We start from the raw sequence: 22,780 nt of genomic DNA, 5'->3' as shown, positions 1-22,780 counted from the left end.
GGTACCGGTGGTGGGACTCGAACCCACATGCCCTCACGGACAGCGCATTTTGAGTGCGCCGCGTCTGCCATTCCGCCACACCGGCCTGCTACGAGCGAGCACAAGAATACCGTAGGGTTGAAACGTGACTGACCAAGAACAGACGACTCCCGTGCCGCGGCGCGTAGTGGTGGCCGAAGACGAATCCCTGATCCGCCTCGACATCGTCGAGATCCTCCGGGACAACGGCTTCGACGTCGTGGGTGAGGCGGGAGACGGTGAGACGGCTGTCGCGCTGGCCACGGAGCTGCGCCCCGACCTCGTCATCATGGACGTCAAGATGCCCCAGCTCGACGGCATCTCGGCGGCCGAGCGCCTCTCGAAGGACCACATCGCCCCCGTCGTGCTGCTCACCGCCTTCAGCCAGAAGGAGCTCGTGGAGCGCGCCACCGAAGCCGGTGCCCTCGCCTACGTCGTGAAGCCGTTCACCCCCAACGACCTGCTGCCCGCGATCGAGATCGCCCTCTCGCGCTACGCCCAGATCATCACGCTCGAGTCCGAGGTGGCCGACCTCGTCGAGCGATTTGAGACCCGCAAGCTCGTCGACCGCGCCAAGGGCCTGCTCAACGAGAAGATGGGCCTCACCGAGCCCGAAGCGTTCCGCTGGATCCAGAAGGCCTCGATGGATCGCCGGCTCACCATGCACGATGTGGCGCAGGCCATCATCGAGCAGCTCAGCCCCAAGAAGTAGGCGCCCCGCCCGAGAAGCAGGCAGCCCCGCCCGAGAGGCGGCTAGCTCTTCTCGAAGACCTGGTCCGGCCGTCGGTCCTTGATGATGTTCGTGATGCGGACCGTCGAGAGCCGGCGGCCGTTCTCGTCGTCGATCTCGATCTGGTGCGTCGCGAGGCTCCTGCCGAGGTGGATCGCGGTGCAGGTGCCGATGACCCAGCCCTTCGTGGCCGACGCGGAGTGGCTGGCGTTGATCTCGATGCCCATCGCCACCCGGCCCGCCCCCGCGTGCATGTTCGCGGCGGTGGAGCCGAGGCTCTCGGCGAGCACCACGTAGGCGCCGCCGTGCACGAGACCGAGCGGCTGCGTGTTGCCCTCGACGGGCATGCGGGCCACGGCGCGCTCGGCGGAGAGCTCGAGGAACTCGATGCCCATGCGCTCGGCGAGGGTGCCGATCCCGCGGTAGCCGAACACGGCCATGACGTCGAGAGGGCTCTGTTCGCCGGCGGTGGAGTCGTTCGTCATCGGTGTGCGTCCCTGTCTCGGATGGCTGTCGGAGGCCGTGTGTAGGCTGAAGGTGTGCCGGAAAAAGATCAGCCTACCCTCCTCGTCATCGACGGTCATTCCCTAGCGTTCCGGGCCTTCTACGCCCTCCCGGTCGACAGCTTCCAGACCAGGGACGGCCAGCACACCAACGCCATCCACGGCTTCATCGCCATGATGATCAACCTCCTCAAGGCCGAGAAGCCCACCCACCTCGCGGTGGCGTTCGACATCTCGCGGTTCTCCTTCCGCACGCGCGAGTACCCGGAGTACAAGGGCACCCGCGGCGAGACGCCGCCCGAGTTCATCGGCCAGATCCCGCTGCTGCAGGAGGCGCTGCACGCGCTCGGCATCACCACGATCGAGAAAGAGGACTACGAGGCCGACGACATCCTCGCCACCCTCGCGGCCCAGGGCACCGAGCAGGGCTACCGGGTGCTCGTGGTCTCGGGAGACCGGGATGCCATCCAGCTCGTCAACGACAAGGTGACGCTGCTCTACCCGTCCCGCCAGGGTGTCTCCGACCTCACGCGCTACGACCAGGCGAAGGTCTTCGACCGCTACGGCATCCGGCCGGAGCAGTACCCCGAGATCGCCGCCCTCGTGGGCGAGACGAGCGACAACCTGCCCGGCATCCCGAAGGTGGGTGAGAAGACCGCCGTCAAGTGGCTCAACCAGTTCGGCTCGCTCGACGCCATCCTCGAGCACCGCGACGAGATCCCCGGTGTCGTGGGCAACAACCTGCGCGAGTTCGCCGACAACGCCATCCGCAACCGCAAGCTCAACCGGCTGCTCACCGATGTCGAGCTCCCGGTGGGGCCCGCCGATCTGCTCCGCAAGCCGGCCGACGAGCAGCAGGTGCGCGACGTGTTCGCGCGGCTGGAGTTCCGCACCCTGCTCGACAGGGTGCTCAAGCTCGAGGGCATCGGGGGCGACTCCGAGGTGGGTCAGGCCGCTGCCGCCGAGGCCGCGGCCAAGGCCGAGAAGGCGCCCACACCCGTCACGCTGCTCGACGAGGAGCTCGCCGCGTGGCTCGCCCGCCAGAAAGACCCTGTGGCGGTGCAGATCGAGACGCTCGACAACTATCCGATCGCCTTCGGTCTCGCCACGCGCCACGAGGCGGTGTTCCTGCCGTGGACGGCGTCGAGCCGCGACTACGCACCTCTCGAGGCGTGGCTCGCCGGGCCGTCGCCCAAGATCCTGTTCGACGCCAAGAAGCAGATCAAGTCGCTCGCGGCCGCGGGGCTGCCCGTCTCAGGGCTCGCGTTCGATCCCGTGATCGCGGCCTGGCTGCTCAAGCCGGAGTCGAGCGCGGACCGCTCGCTCGCCCAGCTCGTCGACCGTCACCTGCTCGAGACGCTGCCCACGCCCGATCCGAATCAGCTCGTGCCCGACAGCGACTCGGTCACCGGCCCCGCCGAGGAGGCCTGGTACGCCCTCCGCGTGGCCGATGCCCTCGGAGTGCTGCTGGATGAGCGCACGCTGCGGGTGCTCACCGAGATCGAGCTGCCCACGCTCATGGTGCTCGCACAGATGGAGCTCACGGGGGTCACCGTGAGCCACTCCGAGCTGCTCGCACTCTCGACCGAGCTGGGGGAGTCGGCGGCCTCGATCGCCACCTCGGCCTTCGAGATCATCGGGCGGGAGGTCAACCTCGGGTCGCCCAAGCAGATCCAGGAGGTGCTGTTCGACCAGCTCGACATGCCGAAGACCCGCGCCACGAAGACGGGCTACTCCACAGATGCCGGGGCGCTGGCCGACCTGCAGGCCTCGAACCCGCACCCGTTCCTCGGCCTCCTGCTCGCCCACCGCGACGCCACGAAGCTGCGGCAGATCATCGAGTCCGTCGACAAGGCGATCGCTCAGGATGGCCGGGTGCACACCACGTACGTGCAGACGGGCTCCTCCACGGGTCGCATCTCGTCGACAGACCCCAACCTGCAGAACATCCCGGTGCGCACCGAGGAGGGTCGTCGCATCCGCGCCGCCGTGCAGGTCGGATCGGGCTTCGAGACGCTGCTGACCGCCGACTACTCGCAGATCGAGATGCGCATCATGGCGCACCTCTCGGGCGACGCCGGGCTCATCGAGGCGTTCCATTCCGGGGAGGACCTGCACCGCTTCGTGGGGGCGCGGATCTTCTCGGTCGATCCGGCCGACGTCACCTCCTCCATGCGCACCAAGGTGAAGGCCATGTCGTACGGCCTCGCCTACGGGCTCTCGGCGTTCGGGCTGTCGAAGCAGCTGCGCATCGAGACCGTCGAGGCCAAGCAGCTCATGACCGACTACTTCGAGCGCTTCGGTGGGGTGCGCGATTATCTCCGCAACGTGGTCGTGCAGGCCAAGGCCGACGGCTACACCGAGACCATGTTCGGCCGTCGCCGCCCCTTCGCCAACCTCAACAGCTCCAACCGGGTGCTGCGTGACAACGACGAGCGGGCCGCGCTCAACGCGCCCATCCAGGGCACCGCCGCCGACATCATCAAGATCGCCATGGTCAACATCGCGGCCGATCTCGCGGAGCAGTCGCTGGCCTCGAAGATGCTCCTGCAGGTGCACGACGAACTCGTGTTCGACGTGGCGCCGGGGGAGTGGGAGGCTCTCTCGGCCGTGGTGACGCACCGCATGTCGACGGCGGCTTCGCTCTCGGTGCCGCTCGAGGTGCAGGTGGGACGCGGCCAGAACTGGAACGAGGCCGCGCACTAGCGCTGGCACTGGTGCTGGCACCGGCACTGGCACTGGCACCGGCACTGGCACGGAGGTCATCGGAAGTCGCGCGAGTTCGTCTTGGCGGTCAGCACGAGCGGCTCGAAGCGATCGGCCACGAGGTTCGTGATGCCCTCCTTCGAGCGCTCGAGCAGGCCGCGCACGATCAGTGCGGGCGATTCCCTCGCCACGCGGCGGTACCTCGTCCACACCCCCACCCCGCAGATCACGTTGAGAAGCCCCGTCTCGTCCTCGATGTTCATGAACGTGATGCCGCTCGCCGTGGCCGGCCGCTGCCGGTGCGTGACCACCCCGCCCACCTCGATCCGCCGCCCGGTCTCGGCGGTCGCGAGGTCGGCCACCGAGAGCGCCCCTCGCCGCCGCAGCTCCTCGCGTGCGTGCTGCAGCGGATGGCCCTCGGGTGAGATGCCGGTGGCCCACAGGTCGTAGACCACCTGCTCCTCGGCCGAGAGCATCGGCAGCAGCGGCGGCTGCACCGAGACGAAGGTGCCAGGCAGGTACTCCGCCCGCTCCTGGGCGGCGTTGCCGGCCTCCCACAGCGCCTCACGTTTGGTGAGGCCGAAGGCCTCGAAGGCTCCGGCCGTGGCGAGGGCCTCGAGCTGCGGTGTGGTGAGACCCACCCGCCGGGAGAGGTCGGCCATGCTGAGGTAGGGGCCGTGCTGCTCGCGCTCGGCAACGATGCGACCCGCCAGGGCTGCGCCGATGGAGGTGACCTCCGCGAGCCCGAGCCGCACGGCGAGATCGCCGTCGCGCCGGTGCTCGGCCGAGCGATCGGGCTGCGAGCGGTCGAACACGGGGGTCACGGGCGGCGGCTCGTGCAGACACGACTCGAGGCCGGTCTCCACCCGCGGCACCACCCCGCCGGAGCCGCCCTCGGCGAGCAGCAGCGGTTCGAGGCCGGCAGCCGCCCCCGAGCGCAGGATGTCGGGCCGCCGCACCTCCACGCCGTGCCGCCTGGCATCGGCCGTGAGGGTCTGGGGCGAGTAGAAGCCCATCGGCTGCGCCCGCAGCAGGGCGGCCAGGAAGGCCGCGGGGTAGTGCAGCTTGAACCACGAGCTCGCGTACACGAGCAACGCGAAGCTCGTGGAGTGGCTCTCGGCGAAACCGAAGTTCGCGAAGGCCTCGATCTTGCGGTAGATCAGATCGGCGTCGTCGCCCACGATCCCGTTGCCCGCCATGCCGCGGTAGAGCTTCTCCCGCAGTGACGAGATCTTCTCCAGCCCCCGCTTCGAGCCCATCGCCCGGCGCAGCAGGTCGGCGTCTTCGGCGGAGCAGTCGCCCACGGCCATCGCCATCTGCATCAGCTGCTCCTGGAACAGCGGCACCCCGAGGGTGCGCTCGAGCACCGGCTCGAGCTTCGGATGCAGGTAGGTCACCTCCTCGAGGCCCAGCTTGCGCCGGATGTAGGGGTGCACGGCACCGCCCTGGATGGGACCTGGCCTGATGAGGGCGATCTCGACCACGAGGTCGTAGAACCGTCGCGGCTGCAGCCGGGGCAGCGTTCCCATCTGCGCCCTGGACTCCACCTGGAACACGCCGATCGAATCGGCGCGGCAGAGCATGTCGTAGACGCCCTCCTCCTCCTGGGGGATGCTCTCGAGCGTCCACGTCGTGCCCGTGGACTCCCGCACGAGGTCGATCGTGTACTGCAGCGCCGAGAGCATCCCGAGGCCGAGCAGGTCGAACTTCACGAGCCCCATCCAGGCGCAGTCGTCCTTGTCCCACTGCAGCACCGTGCGGTTCTCCATCCGCGCGTTCTCGATGGGGCAGACCTCACCCACCGGGCGGTCGGTCAGCACCATGCCGCCGGAGTGGATGCCGAGGTGCCGGGGGAACTTGAGCACCTGCTCGGCGAGCCCCACCACCTCAGGGGGGATGTCGTGATCGGCGCTCTCCACCACGCCGCCCCAGCGCTCGATCTGCTTCGACCAGGCATCCTGCTGCCCGGGGCTGTGCCCGAGCGCCTTCGCCATGTCGCGCACCGCGAACTTGGGTCGGTAGGTGATGACGTTCGCCACCTGGGCCGCGTTCCGCCTGCCGTACTTCTCGTAGACGTACTGGATGATCTCCTCCCGGCGATCCGAGTCGAAGTCGACGTCGATGTCGGGCTCCTCGTCGCGCATGCTCGAGAGGAAGCGCTCGAACGGCAGCTGCCTGGCGATCGCGTCGACGGCCGTGATGCCGAGCAGGTAGCAGACCGCCGAGTTGGCGGCCGAGCCCCGCCCCTGGCACAGGATGCCGCGGCTGCGGGCCTCGCGCACGATGTCGTAGACGATCAGGAAGTAGCCGGGGAACTGCTTCAGCTCGATCACCCCGAGCTCCTTCTCGATGCGCGCCAGGTCGTCGGCGCTCGCCCGCGGGTACTTCGAGGGCACGGCGTCGAGCACGAGCGTGCGCAGCCAGGACATGGGGGTGTGCCCCTCCGGCACCTCCTGCCGCGGCAGGTTGGGCTTGGCCGTGCGCAGCCGGAACGACAGGTCGTCGGCCACCTCGACCGTGCGCTCCACGGCGCCGGGGTAGCGCCCGAAGCGGGCGGTCATCTCGGCTCCCGAGCGCAGATGCAGGTGGGGGGATGCGGGGAGCCAGCCGTCGAGCTCATCGAGGCTGCGTCTCGCCCGCACCGCGGCGAGGGCCTGCGCGAGCCTGTGCTGCCCCGGAGCCGCGTAGTGCACGTTGCCCGTGGCGACCGTGGCGAGCCCCCGCCTGTCGGCGATCGCGGCCAGCACGTCGTTGCGACCGCTGTCGAGCGGTTCGCCTCGATCGGAGAGCTCCACGAGCACGTTGTCGCGACCGAACAGCGCCACGAGCCTGTCGACCTCGGCGAGGGCGCCGTCTTCTCCCGCGTCGTCGAGGGCCTGGCGCACCTGCCCCTTCCTGCACCCCGTGAGCACGGCCCAGTGTCCGTCCGCGTGAGCCGCGAGCTCCTCGAGGTCGTAGAGCGGGCGGCCCTTCTCCGCCCCCGGCGCGAGCTGGGCCGAGGTGATCGCCCCTGCCAGCCGGTGGTAGCCCTCCTGCCGTCTGGCCAGCACGAGCAGGTGCGAGCCCTCCGGATCGGGCACACCGTTCTGCGGCGCCCCCAGATCGAGCGAGAGCTCGGCGCCGAACACCGTGGCGAGCTCGTGCTTCTCGGCCGCCTCCGCGAAGCGCACGATGCCGTAGAGGCCGTCGTGATCGGTGATCGCGAGGGCGTGCAGGCGCAGCCTCGTCGCCTCCTCGATGAGCTCCTCCGGGGAGGACGCTCCGTCGAGGAAGCTGAAGTTCGAGTGCGCGTGCAGCTCGGCGTAGGGCACGACGGGGCCGGGCTCCCTCTCGACAGGTGGGAGCTCTCCCGGGTCGTAGGGCAGCCGCTTAGTCGACCAGGCCGGGCTGTCCCCGCCGTCGGAGGGCGGTGATCCAGGTCGCCGACGGTCCGAGAGCGCGCTCTCGAGCTCCGACCACGGCACGGGCGGATTGTTGAACCCCATCAGCTCGTCTCCCTGCTCCGCACGCAGCACGCGCGGCGCGACTCAGTCATAGCGGGCCTCCGCACGCCAGCGGTGGTTCTCGAGGGCGAGCAGCCACGCACCCCCCGCGGCATCCACCACCTGGAAGCGGTCGATGCGGCGGTGGGCCGCTTCGTCCCACCAGTGCTCCTCGGTGGGCCACGGGCCCGCCCAGGCCGTGAGGGGCTTGAGGTCGTGCAGTGCCCCCGTCTCGGAGAAGAACGCCGGAGCCGCCGAGAGCTCGCCCCGCTCGGTGACGTCGACGGGCTCGCCCTCCGCCGTCGCCACCTGCACGGCCCAGGGGTGCTCGAACACCGTGGTGGGCAGGGGGGCCGGCAGACTCCCCGGCCAGGGCGCCGTAGATCGCACCTCGGCCGGGCGGTCGCCCCAGGGCGAGAGCAGCACCCGCTCGCGGGGCGCCCGGCCGCCACCGATCGAGGCGGTCAGCACACCCTCGTGGCCCACCATGCTCTGCAGGCGCGCCATGCCGCTGTGCACCCGCTCGTCCGATCCGCTGCCCCAGAGCCCGGTCTCGTGCTTCGAGCTGCCGTCGACCGTCTCGGCGATCACCCGCACCCGGCTGATGCCGGATTCGAGCGCCGCCTCGATGGCGTCGCCGCCCTGCAGCTGCCAGCGCACCCTGTCGACCACATCGGAGGAGCTGAACCAGCGCGGATGCAGCCAGCTCCGCTCGCGCACCTGCCCCCGCTCGCTCGTGAGCTCCACCCGGATGGCCGTGCACACGAGCCGCGCCTCGGAGAGCCTCTGCACGAAGAGGTCGGCAGCGGCCCTGATGCCGAAGGTCACCTGGTCGATGCGGTCGAGCGGCGGTTCGAACTCGCTCACGCTCTCGCGCACCTCGGGCGGGATGCGCGGCACCACCGGCTGCCCGTCGCGGCCGGAGGCCTTGAGGTGCGCTCTCGCCCCCTCGTCGCCGAAGCGGCTCTGCACGTCTTCATCCGGCAGCCGGGCGAACTCGCCGAGGGTGTGGATGCCGAGCCGCCCGAGCAGGGGCACGAGCTCGTTCGTGCCGAGGAGGCTCCCCAGCACCCCCACGGGCAGGGGGGAGAGGAAGGCGGCGGACCCGCCGGGCGGCACGATGCGCACGAGCTCCCTGCCGGGGAGGCGGGCCGCGTGGTCGGCCGCGAAGACACCGTCGGCGATGCCGATCCGCGCATCCGTCACCCCTATCTCGGCGAGCCGGGCGAGGAAGGCGATCGCCGCGCTCTCCTCGTCTCCGTAGTAACGGGCAGGGCCGCGCGACCTCAGGGCGCACGTGCCGGGCCGCATCACCTGCACTCCCGGGCTCAGCTCCTCGAGCGCCACGATGATGGGCTCGAAGGCGCGATTGACCACAGCGGGGTCGTGGTCGAACACGCGCAGCCTCGGCGAACGGGCCTGCGCCTCCCTGAGCCGCAGGCCCCTCCGCACCCCATCGGCCCTCGCCGCCGCCGAGCAGGCATAGACGAGACCCTTCTCGATCACGGCCAGATGCTCGTCGGCCGCGAGCACCGCATCCTCCGCCACCCCCTCGGCCCTGGCCATCGCCACCACCGGCCAGTCGGGGCACCACACCACCATGCTCCGCACGGGCGTGCCCCGAGCGGAGAGACCCCGCCCGGCCCCGCCGCGCGCCGGCCCACCGCGCGCCATCAGCTCGCCACCTCGTGCAGGATGCGCGGACGACCGCCACCGGCCACAGGCTGCACCCCCGAGGGAGCCCCGGAGGGCGCCCCTGAGCGCACAGCAGACGGCACAGCAGACGGTGCCGACGGTGCCGCAGGGGCCCCGAACTCGCTCACGGGCCGGAACAGCTCGTCGCGATCCGGCAGCCACAGCCGAGCACGCCGCGGCCGCCCCATGCCGCCCCTGGCCGTGGCCGTCACGGTCGCCTGCCGCCCCGCGAGGTAGCCGTGACCCGCGCCGATGCCCGCCCAGCGGCTCTCGGTGATGCGCAGCGTCGCCTCGCTCTGCGGCCAGTCACCGAGCACGATGAGCAGCGCCTCCCGCTGCCTGATGCGCGCCTGCAGCCTCGCCACCGCGGAATCCGGAACCCGTTTCGGCGGTCGCGTGACCACCACCCCCACCACGTCGGCCATCGCCGCCGTGATCGTGAGCCACTCCTCACCCGGGTCGGGAACGAGCGCGAGCCGCTCGAGGTCGATGCCGAAGCCCGCCGCCGCCTCGAGCCCGAAGTCGGGCATGCCCACAACTCCGCACCACACGCCGTCGGCCGACGGCCCCGCCATGAGCGCCATCACGAGCGCCGTGGACCGCTCCACGGAGTACGCAGACCCCGCCCGCAGCGACCCGCCAGGCAGCAGCTGCTCGAGGGCCGGGTGCGTGCGCACGCTGCGACTGTCGAGCTTCGTGGCCTGCATCTGCTGGATGCGCGAGCGCAGCGCACTGATCTCGTCGCCCGCCGGAGCGGGGGAGGAGATCGAGAGCGCGGCATCCGTCATGCCCTCATGTTCGAATATATGTTCGAATAAGTCAATCGGAGCGGCGAGCCTGTGGAGAGCCCGTCCGTCGGCTGTGGAGAACACCGCGCCTACGACCGAGCAGGCGGCCGGGCAGGCGGCCGGGCAGGCGGCCTGGCCACCCCCGACCGATGTCGGCGGCGTGGCATAGGGTCGGAAGATGAGCAGTTCGACACTACGTCCAGAGACCGACATCGATCGCATCGCCGAGCGCTGGGTCGACACCCTCGTCGAGCTCGAACCCGTGCTCGGTACGTACATCGGCCGCACCGAGGTCGACGATCGGTTCGGCGACCTCTCGCCCGAGGGCCACGAGCAGAAGGTCGCCGCCACCCGCGCCGCTCTCGCCGAGCTCGCCGCCGCCACTCCGGCCGACGAGGTCGACGAGGTCACGAAGGCCGATCTCGGCAGCCAGCTCGAGCTCTCGCTGCAGAGCGCCGAGGCCGGTCTCGAGCGGCGCGATCTCAACGTCATCGACTCGCCCAGCCAGCACATCCGCGAGGTCTTCGACCTCATGCCCACCGCCACCGAGCACGACTGGTCGGTCGTCGCCAAGCGCCTCTCGGCGGTCGAGGAGGCCGTCGACGGCTACATCCTCACCCTCAGGCAGGGCATCCGCGAGGGTGTCACGCCCGCGCGCCGCCAGGTCGCCGAGGTGCTCCAGCAGAGCCGAGGCAACTCGGGGCCCGAGAGCTTCTTCCGCTCGTTCGCCGAGAGCGCTGCCCCCGCAGGGGGAGGCGAGCTCCCCGCCTCTCTGCGCGCCGATCTCGAGCGCGCGGCGGGCACGGCCTCCGAGGCCTACTCCAAGCTCGCCCAGTTCCTCGAGAACGAGCTCGCCCCCGTCGCCACCGAGCAGGATGCCGTGGGCCGAGATGTCTACGCCCTCCAGTCGCGCCGCTTCCTCGGCGCCACGATCGATCTCGACGAGACCTACGAGTGGGGCATCGAGGAGCTCGGCCGCATGGTGCGCGAGCAGGAGGCCATCGCGGGGGAGATCGTGCCGGGCGCCTCCGTGTACGAGGCCATCGCCTTCCTCGACAGGGACGAGTCGCGCAAGCTGCACGGCACCGACGCCCTGCAGGCGTGGATGCAGGCCACGAGCGACAGGGCTGTGGCCGAGCTCGGCGCCACCCACTTCGACATCCCAGAGGAGATCCGCGCCCTCGAGTGCATGATCGCGCCCACCCACGAGGGCGGCATCTACTACACCGGCCCCACAGACGACTTCTCCCGCCCCGGCCGCATGTGGTGGTCGGTGCCAGAGGGCGTCACGGAGTTCGACACCTGGCGCGAGCTCACCACCGTCTACCACGAGGGTGTTCCCGGCCACCACCTGCAGATCGGCCAGGCCGTCTACAACCGCGCCACGCTCAACACCTGGCGCCGTCAGCTCGCGGGCACGAGCGGCCACGCCGAGGGCTGGGCCCTCTACGCCGAGCGGCTCATGGAGGAGCTCGGCTACCTCGACGACCCGGCAGACCGCCTCGGCATGCTCGACGGGCAGCGGATGCGTGCTGCCCGCGTGGTGCTCGACATCGGCGTGCACCTGCAGAAGCCGCGCCTCGACGGCGCCGGCGTGTGGGATGCGGAGTACGCGCTCGACTTCATGCGCCAGAACGTCAACATGGACGACGCGTTCATCCGCTTCGAGGTCAACCGCTACCTGGGCTGGCCGGGTCAGGCCCCCTCCTACAAGGTCGGCCAGCGCATCTGGGAAGAGCTGCGCGACGAGACCCGCGCCCGCGAGAAGGAGGCCTTCTCCTCGAAGGAGTTCCACCGTCGCGCCCTCGACCTCGGCGGCGTCGGTCTCGACACCCTCCGCACCGCTCTCCTCGGAGGCGAGTAGCCCATGGCCGCTCGCCCCGACGTCCGACCCGACTCCCGCACCCCTCGGCGCTCCCGCTCGCCGTACGAGCTGACGGCAGGGTCGGCGCTCGACGATCTGCATCCCGCGCTGCGGCGCTACTTCGAGGCCATCCCGTTCGGCAGCCGCGGCTACGGCAGCGGGGTGTTCGAGGTCGTCGGCACCCCGCGCCTCTGGCTGCGACCCGTGCTCGCCCTGTTCGCCCCGAAGGGCGTGCTGTTCCCCGTGTGGGAGAAGAACGTGCCGTTCACCATCGTGAACGCACCCCTCATCGACCGCGATGGCCGCACAGCCGTGGTGGCCGTCCGCCGATTCCACTTCGGCGGTGGGGTGCGCACCATGATCGACGCGATCACCGCCGACGGCATCGGCCCCGCCGGCCTCGTCGACCACCTCGGGTCGAGTCGCCGGTTCCGCATCCGACTCGGCATCCGGGTCATGCGCGGCGAGCTGCACCTCGAGTCGAACGCGCTCGAGATCCGCATCGGAACGCGGTACCTGAGAGTGCCGTCGGCCATCTCGCCGAGCATCCACCTCGTCGAGCGCTTCGACGACCACGCCGATGGGGGAGACCCGCACGCCGCACCCGCCGCTGTGGAGGGCGCTCAGCGCGTCTCGGTCACGATCTCGGCCCCCATCCTCGGGCGGCTCTACGAGTACACCGGGTCGTTCCGCTACGAGATCCGCGCGGAACCCGATCCGGTGCAGGGCACGTGACGGCAGAGGGATCACCGCGCGCGTACCGAGTCGTCGTCGCCGGGGCCTCCGGCTTCATCGGCGCCCGAATCGTGCAGGCGTTCCGCGACGAGGGGGCCGAGGTCGCTCTCATCGGCCGCACCGGCCCCGACGCCCGCTGGGGCGATGCGGCCGCCATCGCAGCCCTCGTCGACGGCGCCGATCTGCTCATCAACCTCGCAGGCAAGAGCGTGAACTGCCGCTACACCGCCGAGAACCGCGCCGAGATCTTCCGCTCCCGCCTCGAGACCACCCGCGCCCTGCACGCCGCGGTGTCGGGGGCCGCGCATCCGCCAGCCCTCTGGATCAACTCCTCCACCGCCACCATCTACCGGCACGCCGACGACCGCCCCATGACGGAATCGACGGGCGAGATCGGCGAGGGCTTCTCCGTGAACGTCGCCACGAGCTGGGAGGAGGAGTTCTTCCGCGGAACCCTGCCCGCCACACGACGCGTGGCCCTGCGCATGGCCATCGTGCTGGGTGACGGCAGCGCACTCGCCCCCATCCGCGCCCTCGCCCGCGCGGGCCTCGGCGGCCCCCAGTTCGACGGCCACTGGCCCTCCACCCGGGCAGGCCGCGCCACGGGCACGTTCCACCGCTACCGCCCGACCTCGAAGGGCGGCAGGCAGAGGTTCAGCTGGGTGCACCTCGACGACGTGGTCGGCATCATCCGCTTCCTCGTCGCCCATCCCGAGATCGAGGGCCCCGTCAACGCGTCGGCCCCGAATCCCACCGACAACCGCACGTTCATGGCCTCGGTGCGCCGCGCCGTCGGAGCGCGCTTCGGCCTGCCGACCTGGCGCTGGATGCTCGAGCTCGGCTCGTTCGCGATCCGCACCGAGACCGAGCTCGTGCTGAAGAGCCGCTGGGTCGTGCCCGAGCGACTCGAGGCCGCCGGCTACCGCTTCCTCTTCCGTCACCACGACGACGCCCTGGCCGCGATCGTCCGACCAGACCGGTTGCCGTCCGCCCACCGACGCCCCTAGAATAGAGTGTCACTTTTGTGACTTTTCATCCGCTCGCCTGTCGCGGAGAACCACCATCGCACCACCCGCGACCGGCCTGATTCATGTCCACAACGGAGCAACCACTACATGACAATCGCAACGACCGAAAAGGCAACCAAGCAGGTCGCCATCAATGACATCGGATCTGCTGAAGACTTCCTCGCCGCGGTCGAAAAGACTCTGAAATTCTTCAACGACGGAGACCTCATCGAGGGCATCGTCGTGAAGATCGACCGCGACGAGGTCCTCCTCGACGTCGGTTACAAGACGGAGGGCGTCATCCCTTCGCGAGAACTCTCCATCAAGCACGATGTCGACCCCACCGAGGTCGTCCAGGTCGGCGACAGCGTCGAGGCCCTCGTCCTCCAGAAGGAAGACAAAGAAGGCCGCCTCATCCTCTCCAAGAAGCGCGCTCAGTACGAGCGTGCATGGGGTGACGTCGAGAAGATCAAGGACGCCGACGGCGTGGTGACCGGTTCGGTCATCGAGGTCGTCAAGGGTGGACTCATCGTCGACATCGGCCTCCGTGGCTTCCTCCCGGCCTCGCTCATCGAGCTCCGCCGCGTGCGCGACCTCACCCCGTACCTGGGTCAGGAGATCGAGGCCAAGATCCTCGAGCTCGACAAGAACCGCAACAACGTGGTCCTGTCGCGCCGTGCCCTGCTCGAGCAGACGCAGTCCGAGAGCCGCACCACGTTCCTCAACAACCTCCAGAAGGGGCAGGTCCGCAAGGGCGTCGTCTCGTCGATCGTCAACTTCGGTGCGTTCGTCGACCTGGGCGGCGTCGACGGCCTCGTCCACGTCTCCGAGCTCTCCTGGAAGCACATCGAGCACGCCTCCGAGGTCGTCGAGGTCGGCCAGGAGGTCACCGTCGAGATCCTCGAGGTCGACCTCGACCGCGAGCGCGTGTCGCTCTCGCTCAAGGCCACCCAGGAAGACCCATGGCAGGTGTTCGCCCGTACCCACGCCATCGGCCAGGTCGCGCCCGGAAAGGTCACCAAGCTGGTGCCGTTCGGTGCATTCGTCCGCGTCGCCGAGGGCATCGAGGGTCTGGTGCACATCTCCGAGCTCTCCGGCAAGCACGTCGAGCTCGCCGAGCAGGTCGTGTCGGTCGGCGACGAGGTCTTCGTCAAGGTCATCGACATCGACCTCGAGCGTCGCCGCATCAGCCTCTCGCTGAAGCAGGCGAACGACGGCGTCGACCCCGAGGGCACCGAGTTCGACCCGGCTCTCTACGGAATGCTCACCGAGTACGACGACCAGGGCAACTACAAGTACCCCGAGGGCTTCGACCCGGAGACCAACGAGTGGAAAGAGGGCTTCGACACCCAGCGCGAGGCATGGGAGCTGCAGTACGCAGAGGCCCAGGCTCGCTGGGAGGCTCACAAGAAGCAGGTCGCCACGTCGAACGCCGAGGCGCTCAACAGCGACGTCCCCTCCGCGAACAACTCGTTCTCGAGCGAGTCGACCGGCGCGGGCACCCTCGCCGACGACGAGACCCTCGCGGCACTCCGCGAGAAGCTCAGCTCCAACAACTGATCACCCGACGCCGGCTCCTGAAGCCGCTGTCGTTCGAACAACCGGAAGGCCGTCCCTCGGGGCGGCCTTCCGGCCGTTGACCGGTGAGGATGGACCGCCCCGCTAGGCTGGGCGCGTGTACGTGATCGGACTCACCGGAGGAATCGCCGCGGGCAAGTCGACGGTGAGCAAGCGTCTCGCCGAGCTCGGGGCCGTCACCATCGACGCCGATCAGCTCGCGCGGGAGGCCGTCGCACCGGGATCCGCCGGGCTCGATGCCATCCGCTCCCGGTTCGGCGATGACGTCATCGCCGCCGACGGCAGCCTCGACCGGCCCGCGCTCGGCGCCATCGTGTTCGCAGACGAGACGGCGCGCCTCGATCTCAACGGGATCACGCATCCGGCCGTCATCGAGCTGTTCGCCGAGAGGCTGCGATCCATCGCCGCCGCCTCACCTGAGGCCATCGTGGTCTACGACGTGCCCCTCATGGTGGAGACGGGTGGCCGGCGCGGTGGCGTCTTCGAGTTCGTCATCGTGGTCGAGGCTCCCGAGGAGCAGCGGCTCGCCCGGCTCATCGAGCTCAGGGGGATGGATCCGGCCGAGGCCGCCCGGCGCATCGCCTCGCAGGCGAGCGACTCCGAGCGGCGCGCGATCGCCGACGTCGTGATCGACTCCGGCGGCACCCTCGACGAGACGATCGACCAGGTTGATGCGGCCTGGGAGCAGGTGCGCGGATGGGCGGATGCGAAGCATGCGGCCGCCGAGTCTGGCCCCACCGAGGCAGGTGGCGGCGCGGCAGGTAGCGGCGCGGCAGGTGGTGCTGAGACGGGCACCGCCGACGCGACCCGCGAGACCGGCGCACCATGACCTCAATCGACCTCAACGCCGACCTGGGGGAGTCGTTCGGCGCGTGGCGGCTCGGCGACGACCGGGCGCTGCTCGAGATCGTCACGAGCGCCAACATCGCATGCGGATTCCACGCCGGCGACCCCACCACCCTGCTCGAGACCGCCCGACTCGCGGCCGCCCGCCGCATCGGCATCGGCGCCCAGGTCTCCTACCCCGACCTCCGCGGCTTCGGCCGTCGTGACCTCGACCTGCCGGCCGCCGACCTGCTCGCCGACGTCATCTACCAGATCGGCGCTCTGCAGGGCATCGCCACCGCGGCGGGCACCCGCGTGCTCCACGTCAAACCGCACGGTGCCCTCTACAACCGGGTGGTGCACGACGAGGTGCAGGCCGCGGCCGTCGTGGATGCGGTCATCGCCATCGACCCGAGCCTCGCCATCGTGGGGCTGCCCGACTCCGAGATCGGGCGACTCGCCGAGGCCGAGGGCCTGCGCTTCGTGCCCGAGGCCTTCGCCGACCGTGCCTACCGCGCCGACGGCACGCTCGTGCCGCGCACCGAGCCGGGAGCGGTGCTGCACGACCCCGTCGAGATCGCCGAGCGGATGCGCCGGTTGGCCGACGAGGGCGTCGTCACGGCGATCGACGGCACCGACATCGCCCTCTCGGCGGAGACCATCTGCGTGCACGGCGACACCCCGGACGCCGTGGGGATCGCGCGAGCCGTGCGCGCCGAGCTCGAGGCGGCGGGCCTCACGATCGCGCCCTTCACCGCACGCTGACCTGCGCCGACGCCCCGATGAACGCGCCCCCGATGAACCCGCGCCCGGTGATCCCGCGACCGGTAAAACTCGCTGTGGACTCCCGCCCGATGGGGGAGTCGGCGCTCCTGCTCCAGCTCCCGGATGCGCCGACCACGCTCGACACCTACCGCCGACTGCGGGCGGCGGCTCCGCCGTGGGTGGTCGAGCTCGTCCCCGCGGCGACCACCGTGCTCCTGGTCTTCGACCGCTCCCGCATCGCCCCGAAGGCCGTCCGAGCCTGGCTCGACCATGCGCTCGATCCCGAGGCATCGAACACGTCCGATCACGCCGCCCTCCACGACCTCGCGTCCACCCAGACCAGCCCCGCGGATCCCACCACCCCACCCGGAACTGCGCCCATCCGCGTTCGCACTTCGGATCCCACCACCCCACTCGGGACAGCGCCCACCCGCATTCGCGCTTCGGATCCCATCACTCCACTGGTGACGAGGGTCGAGATCCGGGTGCGGTACGACGGGCCCGATCTGGAGGAGGTGGCCCGCCTCTCCGGCCTCAGCGTCGACGAGGTGATCGCCGCCCACACCCGCAGCACCTGGTCCGCCGCCTTCATCGGGTTCGCGCCCGGTTTCGCCTACCTGACCGGCGACGATCGCCGCCTCGACGTGCCGCGCCGCAGCACACCCCGGCCCGCGGTGCCCGCCGGCTCGGTGGCTCTCGCCGCGGGCTACTGCGGCATCTACCCGCGGGAGTCCCCTGGCGGCTGGCACCTCATCGGCACCACCGACGCCGTGCTGTGGGATGCCTCCCGCGAGCAGCCCGCCCTCCTCGCCCCCGGCACCGAGGTGAGGTTCGTCCGTGAGTGAGACCGACGCCACCGGAGGCGTTCCCGCCTTCGAGGTGCTCGCCACGGGCCCGCTGGCTCTGCTCCAGGATCGCGGCCGACCCGGCTTCGCGCACCTCGGCGTGACCGCATCCGGAGCCGCCGACCGCACCTCCTACGCCGCCGCGAACCGGCTCGTGGGCAATCGAGCGGGGGCCGCCGCGATCGAGGCGGTCTTCGGCGGGCTCGAGCTGCGGGTGCTCTGCACGGCGCTCGTCGCGGTGACGGGAGCTCCCACCACCGTCACCGTCCGCCGCCCCTCGTGCGATCGGTTCGGAATGCCGAGCTCCGCCGCCGAGGCGCACTCGGGGGTGTTCCGGACACTGTCCGATCACGCCTTCACGGTCTTCGCCGGTGACGTCGTCTCCCTCGACCCACCCGAGGCTGGCCTCCGCAGCTACGTCGCCGTGCGCGGCGGCATCGCGGCGCAACCGGTGCTCGACAGCCGCTCCTCCGACGTGCTGAGTGGACTCGGGCCCCCACCCCTCGCCGCGGGCGACCTCATCGTGCTCGGCACCGACCAGGCCGCCGCCCATGCCTCGGTCTCCTGGCCGGCCGCCGACTTCGCGCGCACGGCCTGGGGTCTCGACCGCCCCGCGATCCGCCCGCCCGCCACCGTGCTGCGCATCCTCAGGGGCCCGCGCGACGACTGGTTCGGTGACCCGGGCTGGTCAGCACTGCTCGACACGACGTGGACCACGAGCACCGACTCCAACCGCGTCGGCGTGCGCCTCGACGCGGTGACCCGCATCGACCGCCTGCCGCAGCACGGCGGCGAGCTCCCGAGCGAGGGCATGGTGGCGGGTGCCGTGCAGGTGCCGCCGAGCGGCCGGCCCGTCGTCTTCCTGCGCGACCACCCCGTGACCGGCGGCTACCCCGTGATCGGCGTGCTCACCGAGGCGAGCATCGACCGGGCGGCCCAGCTGCGACCCGGCGACCCCGTGCGTTTCGTCGCGAGTGACCGGTAAGTACAGAAATGCGAGGGACCGACCCCATATAGGGCGTCGGTCCCTCGCATTTCTGTACTTACTCGGGGCGGATCAGCCGAACAGCATCGCCGCTTCGTCGTAGCGATGCTGCGGCACGGTCTTGAGCTTGCCGAGAGCGTCCTCGAAGCCGACCGTGATGATGTCGGTGCCCCGGAGCGCGACCATGCGGCCCCACGACGCGTCCTGCACGATGTCGGACGCCGCCATGCCGAGGCGCGTGGCCAGCACGCGGTCGTAGGCCGTGGGCACGCCGCCGCGCTGGATGTGGCCGAGGGTGGTGGCCCTGGTCTCGATGCCCGTGAGGTCTTCGATCATCGGCGCGAGCCGCTCGCCGATGCCGCCGAGGCGGGGGCGGCCGAAGGCGTCGAGGCCGCGCTCGGAGTGCGCGTCGTCGGCGTGGTCGGGCGTGAAGCCCTCCGCCACCACCACGAGAGGCGCGCGGCCGCGATCGGCGGCGCTCCGCACCCACTCCGCGACCTGCTCCATGCTCGTCTTCTGCTCGGGGATGAGGATGGCGTGGGCGCCGGCGGCCATGCCGGAGTGCAGCGCGATCCAGCCGACGTGCCGCCCCATGACCTCGGCCACCATGCAGCGGCTGTGCGAGTCGCCCGTGGTGCGCAGGCGGTCCATGGCCTCGGTGGCGATCTCGACCGCGGTGTCGAAGCCGAACGTGTAGTCGGTGGCGTCGAGGTCGTTGTCGACCGTCTTGGGCACACCCACGATCTTGAGCCCCGCATCCGTGAGCCGCTTCGCCGCCGCGAGGGTGCCCTCGCCGCCGATGGCCATGATGGCGTCGATGCCGTTGGCGTCGAGCATCTCCTGGATGCGCTCGGGGCCGCCGTTGCCCTCGAACGGGTTGGTGCGCGAGGTGCCGAGGATGGTGCCGCCCTGCTTGCCGATGCCGCGCACGTCGCCGCGCTCGAGCGAACGGAAGTCGCCGTTCACGACGCCGCGCCACCCGTCTTTGAAGCCGACGAACTCCTGGCCGTTGATCTCGGTGCCCTTCAGCACGGCACCGCGGATGACCGCGTTGAGGCCGGGGCAGTCGCCGCCTGAGGTGAGGATTCCGATTCGCATGGTGATGTCTGCCTCTGGTGTGGTCGAAGAGGGGAGCGCTCCGCATGACGCTGTGAGCGAGCACCGACGCTGGTGTCGGTGGCCCTCCCTAAACTTATTGCATGGAACCGACCCGCTCCGTCCACCCCTTCGAGGTCATCAGCGAATACACCCCCAGTGGCGACCAGCCGGCCGCGATCGCCGAGTTGGCGGGCCGCATCAACGCGGGTGAGACCGATGTGGTGCTGCTCGGTGCCACGGGTACGGGCAAGTCGGCCACCACGGCCTGGCTCATCGAGCAGGTGCAGCGGCCCACGCTCGTGCTCGCGCACAACAAGACCCTGGCGGCGCAGCTGGCGAACGAGTTCCGCGAGCTCATGCCCAACAACGCGGTCGAGTACTTCGTCTCGTACTACGACTACTATCAGCCCGAGGCCTACGTGCCTCAGACAGACACCTTCATCGAGAAGGACTCGTCGATCAACGAGGAGGTCGAGCGGCTCCGTCACTCCACCACCAACTCGCTGCTCTCCCGGCGCGACGTGATCGTGGTCTCCACCGTCTCCTGCATCTACGGCCTCGGTGCCCCCGTGCAGTACCTCAACGCCATGATGGCGCTGCAGGTGGGGCAGCGGATCGATCGGGACAAGCTCATCCGCAAGTTCGTCTCGATGCAGTACCAGCGCAACGACGTCGACTTCTCGCGGGGCAATTTCCGCGTGCGCGGCGACACCATCGAGATCATCCCGATGTACGAGGAGCTCGCCATCCGCATCGAGATGTTCGGCGACGAGATCGAGGGGCTCTACACGCTGCACCCGCTCACGGGAGACGTGGTCAAGAAGCTCGACAGCGTCTCGGTGTTCCCCGGTTCGCACTACGTGGCCGACACCACGGTCATGCACCGGGCGATCGAGACCATCCAGACCGAGCTGCACGACAGGCTCACCGAGCTCGAGCGCGAGGGCAAGCTGCTCGAGGCGCAGCGACTCCGCATGCGCACCACCTTCGACCTCGAGATGATGCAGCAGATCGGCTTCTGCTCGGGCATCGAGAACTACTCGCGGCACATCGACGCGAGGGCACCGGGGGAGGCCCCGCACTGCCTGCTCGACTACTTCCCCGACGACTTCCTGGTGGTCATCGACGAGTCGCACGTCACCGTGCCGCAGATCGGCGCCATGTACGAGGGCGACTCGTCGCGCAAGCGCACCCTGGTCGACCACGGGTTCCGGCTGCCGAGCGCGCTCGACAACCGACCGCTCAAGTGGAACGAGTTCAAGGAGCGCGTGGGTCAGACCGTCTACCTCTCGGCCACCCCCGGTCGCTACGAGATGGGCATCGCGGATGGCGTGGTGGAGCAGATCATCCGCCCCACGGGGCTGATCGACCCGGTCCTCATCATCAAGCCGTCGAAGGGTCAGATCGACGACCTGCTCGAGGAGATCCGCATCAGGGCCGAGCGCAACGAGCGCGTGCTCGTCACGACCCTCACCAAGAAGATGGCCGAGGAGCTCACCGACTACTTCACCGAGGCCGGGGTGCGCGTGCGCTACCTGCACGCGGATGTCGACACGCTGCGCCGGGTCGAGCTGCTCACCGAGCTGCGCATGGGCGTCTACGACGTGCTCGTTGGCATCAACCTGCTGCGTGAGGGCCTCGACCTGCCCGAGGTCTCGCTCGTGGCGATCCTCGACGCCGACAAGGAGGGCTTCCTGCGGTCGTCGACCTCGCTCATCCAGACCATCGGCCGCGCGGCCCGCAACGTCTCGGGCGAGGTGCACCTCTACGCCGACAAGATGACCGACTCGATGCGACTGGCCATCGACGAGACCGACCGCCGGCGCGAGAAGCAGGTGGCCTACAACACCCTGCACGGCATCGACCCGCAGCCGCTCCGCAAGAAGATCGCCGACATCACCGAGGCGCTGGCACGCGAGGGCGCCGACACCGCGGCGCTGCTGAGCGACCGCTCGGGCCGGGGCAAGAAGAGCCCCACCCCAGGGCTCCGCCGCCAGGGCATCGCCGCGCAGGGCGCCAACGACCTCGAGGCCATCATCGCCGACCTCAACGCCCAGATGCTCGAAGCCGCCGCCGAGCTCAAGTTCGAGCTCGCGGGCCGCCTGCGCGACGAGGTGGCCGACCTCAAGCGCGAGCTCCGCCAGATGGAGAAGGCGGGCCACATCAGCTGATCCGATTGGTGTCTTCCCCGGCACAGCCGGAGATCGTCCAGGCGCACACGACAACCGTCGTACCCATCACAAGGTCGAAAGCTCGCGGTACGAGCCTCGACCTGAATCGGCTCTTCTCACCACCTCAGAAACCGCTCATCTTCAGGAGGATCAGCGTGTCGACGATGATCGTCGCGACTGCAGCCACACCAAGGCAGAGCGCGATGCGAGATCGTACGATGCCGGTTCCGGAGAAGCTCGCGATCGAGCACACGATCGCATCACTCCCCGAGCAGTAAGCACTAGGCGCCGCCACGATCCAGACCACTAATGTGGTCATCCAGATTTCGAGGTAAGTCCCCGGTGAATCGACACGCACTGATCCCCAGACCGCCAACGCCGCGACGATGATCGCAAGAAGGATAGCGACTGCGGCCAGCCTCAGCGCGAATAATGACAATCGTTCGCCGGCGGAGGCATCGAGCTCAGGTGAAAGGCCTCGAACCATTCCGACCACATCGTCCTCCCCAGCGCCGTATGATGCTCAAGTTGATATTCGCAACGCTCGAGATCGCTTCACAAGAGGACTGTTGACGCGGTCGTCGCAACGACCGAAGCGACGGCAACGACTACGAAGAGCACGACAATACCTCCGTCGAGGATCAATGCTGCAACTGCGGCCACCTGGCGAGTCGCCCGAGCCAGGGAAGCGATGGCCAATCCGGCGCTGACGAAGGCGAGAACCAGGGCCAGGATGCCTATGAGCGGACCAAAGTAGAGGGAGAATCCGGCGATCGGCTGGAGGCCGGGGGAGACTATCCAATCGAGGCCCCCGTCCACGGACGCGGAGATGAGACTGAGTCCGAAGATCAAAGGTGGTGCAGTCAGGCATCCGGCCACGGCGGCTATGAGCAACGCGCAGATGCCGAGCCCACGCTTCACCGGCACTCGGAATTCTCCGGCCAGGACAAAACGAACGTTCCTGCACGGGCGTGAAGGAGCCTTT

18 protein-coding genes and 1 tRNA gene are annotated in these 22,780 nt (G+C 69.7%); 11 read left to right on the top strand and 8 right to left on the bottom strand.

The window, feature by feature from the left end; genetic code table 11:
• Positions 1-2: 2 nt before the first annotated feature.
• A tRNA-Leu gene (locus ACEXQC_RS02975) sits at positions 3-85 on the bottom strand.
• A 39-nt stretch (positions 86-124) separates the two neighbouring features.
• On the opposite strand from ACEXQC_RS02975, the gene ACEXQC_RS02970 reads away from it, so the two are divergent.
• Positions 125-730 carry an ANTAR domain-containing response regulator gene (locus ACEXQC_RS02970; RefSeq protein ID WP_374818195.1) on the top strand — a complete coding sequence of 202 codons (606 nt, stop codon included), beginning with the start codon at positions 125-127 and terminating at the stop codon, positions 728-730.
• Between the two features lie 41 nt (positions 731-771).
• Here ACEXQC_RS02970 and ACEXQC_RS02965 read toward each other — a convergent pair whose 3' ends face one another.
• Positions 772-1,188: a PaaI family thioesterase gene (locus tag ACEXQC_RS02965; protein WP_374818854.1), complete on the bottom strand. Its 417-nt coding sequence runs from the start codon at positions 1,186-1,188 to the stop codon at positions 772-774.
• Positions 1,189-1,287: 99 nt separating this feature from the next.
• Here ACEXQC_RS02965 and polA point away from each other — a divergent pair, with 99 nt between their 5' ends.
• Positions 1,288-3,957, top strand: coding sequence for a DNA polymerase I (gene polA, locus ACEXQC_RS02960; protein ID WP_374818193.1), 2,670 nt, complete (start codon positions 1,288-1,290; stop codon positions 3,955-3,957).
• A 56-nt stretch (positions 3,958-4,013) separates the two neighbouring features.
• Here polA and ACEXQC_RS02955 read toward each other — a convergent pair whose 3' ends face one another.
• From ACEXQC_RS02955 to imuA', 3 genes are read right to left on the bottom strand one after another with little or no spacing between them, the layout of a single operon-like run.
• Positions 4,014-7,442 (bottom strand): error-prone DNA polymerase, encoded by a 3,429-nt coding sequence (locus ACEXQC_RS02955; protein ID WP_374818191.1) that lies wholly within the window; start codon positions 7,440-7,442, stop codon positions 4,014-4,016.
• A 42-nt stretch (positions 7,443-7,484) separates the two neighbouring features.
• On the bottom strand, positions 7,485-9,113 hold the full coding sequence (locus ACEXQC_RS02950; RefSeq protein ID WP_374818189.1) for a DNA polymerase Y family protein: 1,629 nt from the start codon (positions 9,111-9,113) through the stop codon (positions 7,485-7,487).
• Positions 9,113-9,922, bottom strand: a complete 810-nt coding sequence (gene imuA', locus ACEXQC_RS02945; RefSeq protein WP_374818187.1) for a DnaE2-dependent mutagenesis accessory factor ImuA' — start codon at positions 9,920-9,922, stop codon at positions 9,113-9,115. The genes ACEXQC_RS02950 and imuA' overlap by 1 nt, the downstream gene beginning before the upstream one ends.
• Before the next feature lie 178 nt (positions 9,923-10,100).
• Between imuA' and ACEXQC_RS02940 the strand changes: the two genes are divergently transcribed.
• From ACEXQC_RS02940 to ACEXQC_RS02905, 8 genes are all read left to right on the top strand, one after another.
• Positions 10,101-11,786: a DUF885 domain-containing protein gene (locus ACEXQC_RS02940; RefSeq protein WP_374818185.1), complete on the top strand. Its 1,686-nt coding sequence runs from the start codon at positions 10,101-10,103 to the stop codon at positions 11,784-11,786.
• Positions 11,787-11,789: 3 nt separating this feature from the next.
• The gene (locus ACEXQC_RS02935) at positions 11,790-12,521 is read left to right on the top strand and encodes a DUF4166 domain-containing protein (protein WP_374818183.1); all 732 of its coding nucleotides are present in this window, start codon (positions 11,790-11,792) and stop codon (positions 12,519-12,521) included.
• Complete coding sequence (locus ACEXQC_RS02930; protein ID WP_374818181.1) at positions 12,518-13,528, top strand: epimerase; 1,011 nt, start codon at positions 12,518-12,520, stop codon at positions 13,526-13,528. The genes ACEXQC_RS02935 and ACEXQC_RS02930 overlap by 4 nt, the downstream gene beginning before the upstream one ends.
• Before the next feature lie 108 nt (positions 13,529-13,636).
• On the top strand, positions 13,637-15,088 hold the full coding sequence (gene rpsA, locus ACEXQC_RS02925) for a 30S ribosomal protein S1 (protein ID WP_374818179.1): 1,452 nt from the start codon (positions 13,637-13,639) through the stop codon (positions 15,086-15,088).
• A gap of 115 nt (positions 15,089-15,203) precedes the next feature.
• A complete protein-coding gene (gene coaE, locus ACEXQC_RS02920) occupies positions 15,204-15,935 on the top strand; it encodes a dephospho-CoA kinase (RefSeq protein ID WP_374818177.1) in 732 nt (243 codons plus the stop codon).
• The gene (locus ACEXQC_RS02915) at positions 15,932-16,696 is read left to right on the top strand and encodes a LamB/YcsF family protein (RefSeq protein ID WP_374818175.1); all 765 of its coding nucleotides are present in this window, start codon (positions 15,932-15,934) and stop codon (positions 16,694-16,696) included. The genes coaE and ACEXQC_RS02915 overlap by 4 nt, the downstream gene beginning before the upstream one ends.
• Positions 16,697-16,770: 74 nt before the next feature.
• Complete coding sequence (locus ACEXQC_RS02910) at positions 16,771-17,541, top strand: 5-oxoprolinase subunit B family protein (RefSeq protein ID WP_374818173.1); 771 nt, start codon at positions 16,771-16,773, stop codon at positions 17,539-17,541.
• Positions 17,534-18,526, top strand: a complete 993-nt coding sequence (locus ACEXQC_RS02905; RefSeq protein ID WP_374818171.1) for a 5-oxoprolinase subunit C family protein — start codon at positions 17,534-17,536, stop codon at positions 18,524-18,526. The genes ACEXQC_RS02910 and ACEXQC_RS02905 overlap by 8 nt, the downstream gene beginning before the upstream one ends.
• 72 nt (positions 18,527-18,598) lie before the next feature.
• Here ACEXQC_RS02905 and ACEXQC_RS02900 read toward each other — a convergent pair whose 3' ends face one another.
• Positions 18,599-19,624, bottom strand: a complete 1,026-nt coding sequence (locus ACEXQC_RS02900; protein ID WP_374818169.1) for a 6-phosphofructokinase — start codon at positions 19,622-19,624, stop codon at positions 18,599-18,601.
• Between the two features lie 101 nt (positions 19,625-19,725).
• Here ACEXQC_RS02900 and uvrB point away from each other — a divergent pair, with 101 nt between their 5' ends.
• Positions 19,726-21,795 (top strand): excinuclease ABC subunit UvrB, encoded by a 2,070-nt coding sequence (uvrB, locus tag ACEXQC_RS02895; RefSeq protein WP_374818167.1) that lies wholly within the window; start codon positions 19,726-19,728, stop codon positions 21,793-21,795.
• Positions 21,796-21,919: 124 nt separating this feature from the next.
• Here the strand turns inward: uvrB and ACEXQC_RS02890 are convergent, their stop codons facing one another.
• Complete coding sequence (locus tag ACEXQC_RS02890; protein WP_374818165.1) at positions 21,920-22,291, bottom strand: hypothetical protein; 372 nt, start codon at positions 22,289-22,291, stop codon at positions 21,920-21,922.
• A 59-nt stretch (positions 22,292-22,350) separates the two neighbouring features.
• The gene (locus ACEXQC_RS02885) at positions 22,351-22,722 is read right to left on the bottom strand and encodes a hypothetical protein (RefSeq protein WP_374818163.1); all 372 of its coding nucleotides are present in this window, start codon (positions 22,720-22,722) and stop codon (positions 22,351-22,353) included.
• Positions 22,723-22,780: the final 58 nt, after the last annotated feature.

The sequence above is a fragment of the Herbiconiux liukaitaii genome (genome assembly GCF_041927495.1).
GTDB lineage: Bacteria > Actinomycetota > Actinomycetes > Actinomycetales > Microbacteriaceae > Herbiconiux > Herbiconiux liukaitaii.
This window is presented reverse-complemented; position numbering and strand designations above follow the sequence as displayed.

Bases quoted from the DNA above. Each gene is read 5' to 3' on its own strand.
- rpsA (WP_374818179.1), top strand. From the start codon at position 13,637: ATGACAATCGCAACGACCGAAAAGGCAACCAAGCAGGTCGCCATCAAT.
- ACEXQC_RS02915 (WP_374818175.1), top strand. From the start codon at position 15,932: ATGACCTCAATCGACCTCAACGCCGACCTGGGGGAGTCGTTCGGCGCG.
- imuA' (WP_374818187.1), bottom strand. From the start codon at position 9,922: ATGACGGATGCCGCGCTCTCGATCTCCTCCCCCGCTCCGGCGGGCGAC.
- ACEXQC_RS02940 (WP_374818185.1), top strand. From the start codon at position 10,101: ATGAGCAGTTCGACACTACGTCCAGAGACCGACATCGATCGCATCGCC.
- ACEXQC_RS02935 (WP_374818183.1), top strand. From the start codon at position 11,790: ATGGCCGCTCGCCCCGACGTCCGACCCGACTCCCGCACCCCTCGGCGC.
- ACEXQC_RS02965 (WP_374818854.1), bottom strand. From the start codon at position 1,188: ATGGCCGTGTTCGGCTACCGCGGGATCGGCACCCTCGCCGAGCGCATG.
- ACEXQC_RS02950 (WP_374818189.1), bottom strand. From the start codon at position 9,113: ATGGCGCGCGGTGGGCCGGCGCGCGGCGGGGCCGGGCGGGGTCTCTCC.
- uvrB (WP_374818167.1), top strand. From the start codon at position 19,726: ATGGAACCGACCCGCTCCGTCCACCCCTTCGAGGTCATCAGCGAATAC.
- ACEXQC_RS02900 (WP_374818169.1), bottom strand. From the start codon at position 19,624: ATGCGAATCGGAATCCTCACCTCAGGCGGCGACTGCCCCGGCCTCAAC.
- ACEXQC_RS02955 (WP_374818191.1), bottom strand. From the start codon at position 7,442: ATGGGGTTCAACAATCCGCCCGTGCCGTGGTCGGAGCTCGAGAGCGCG.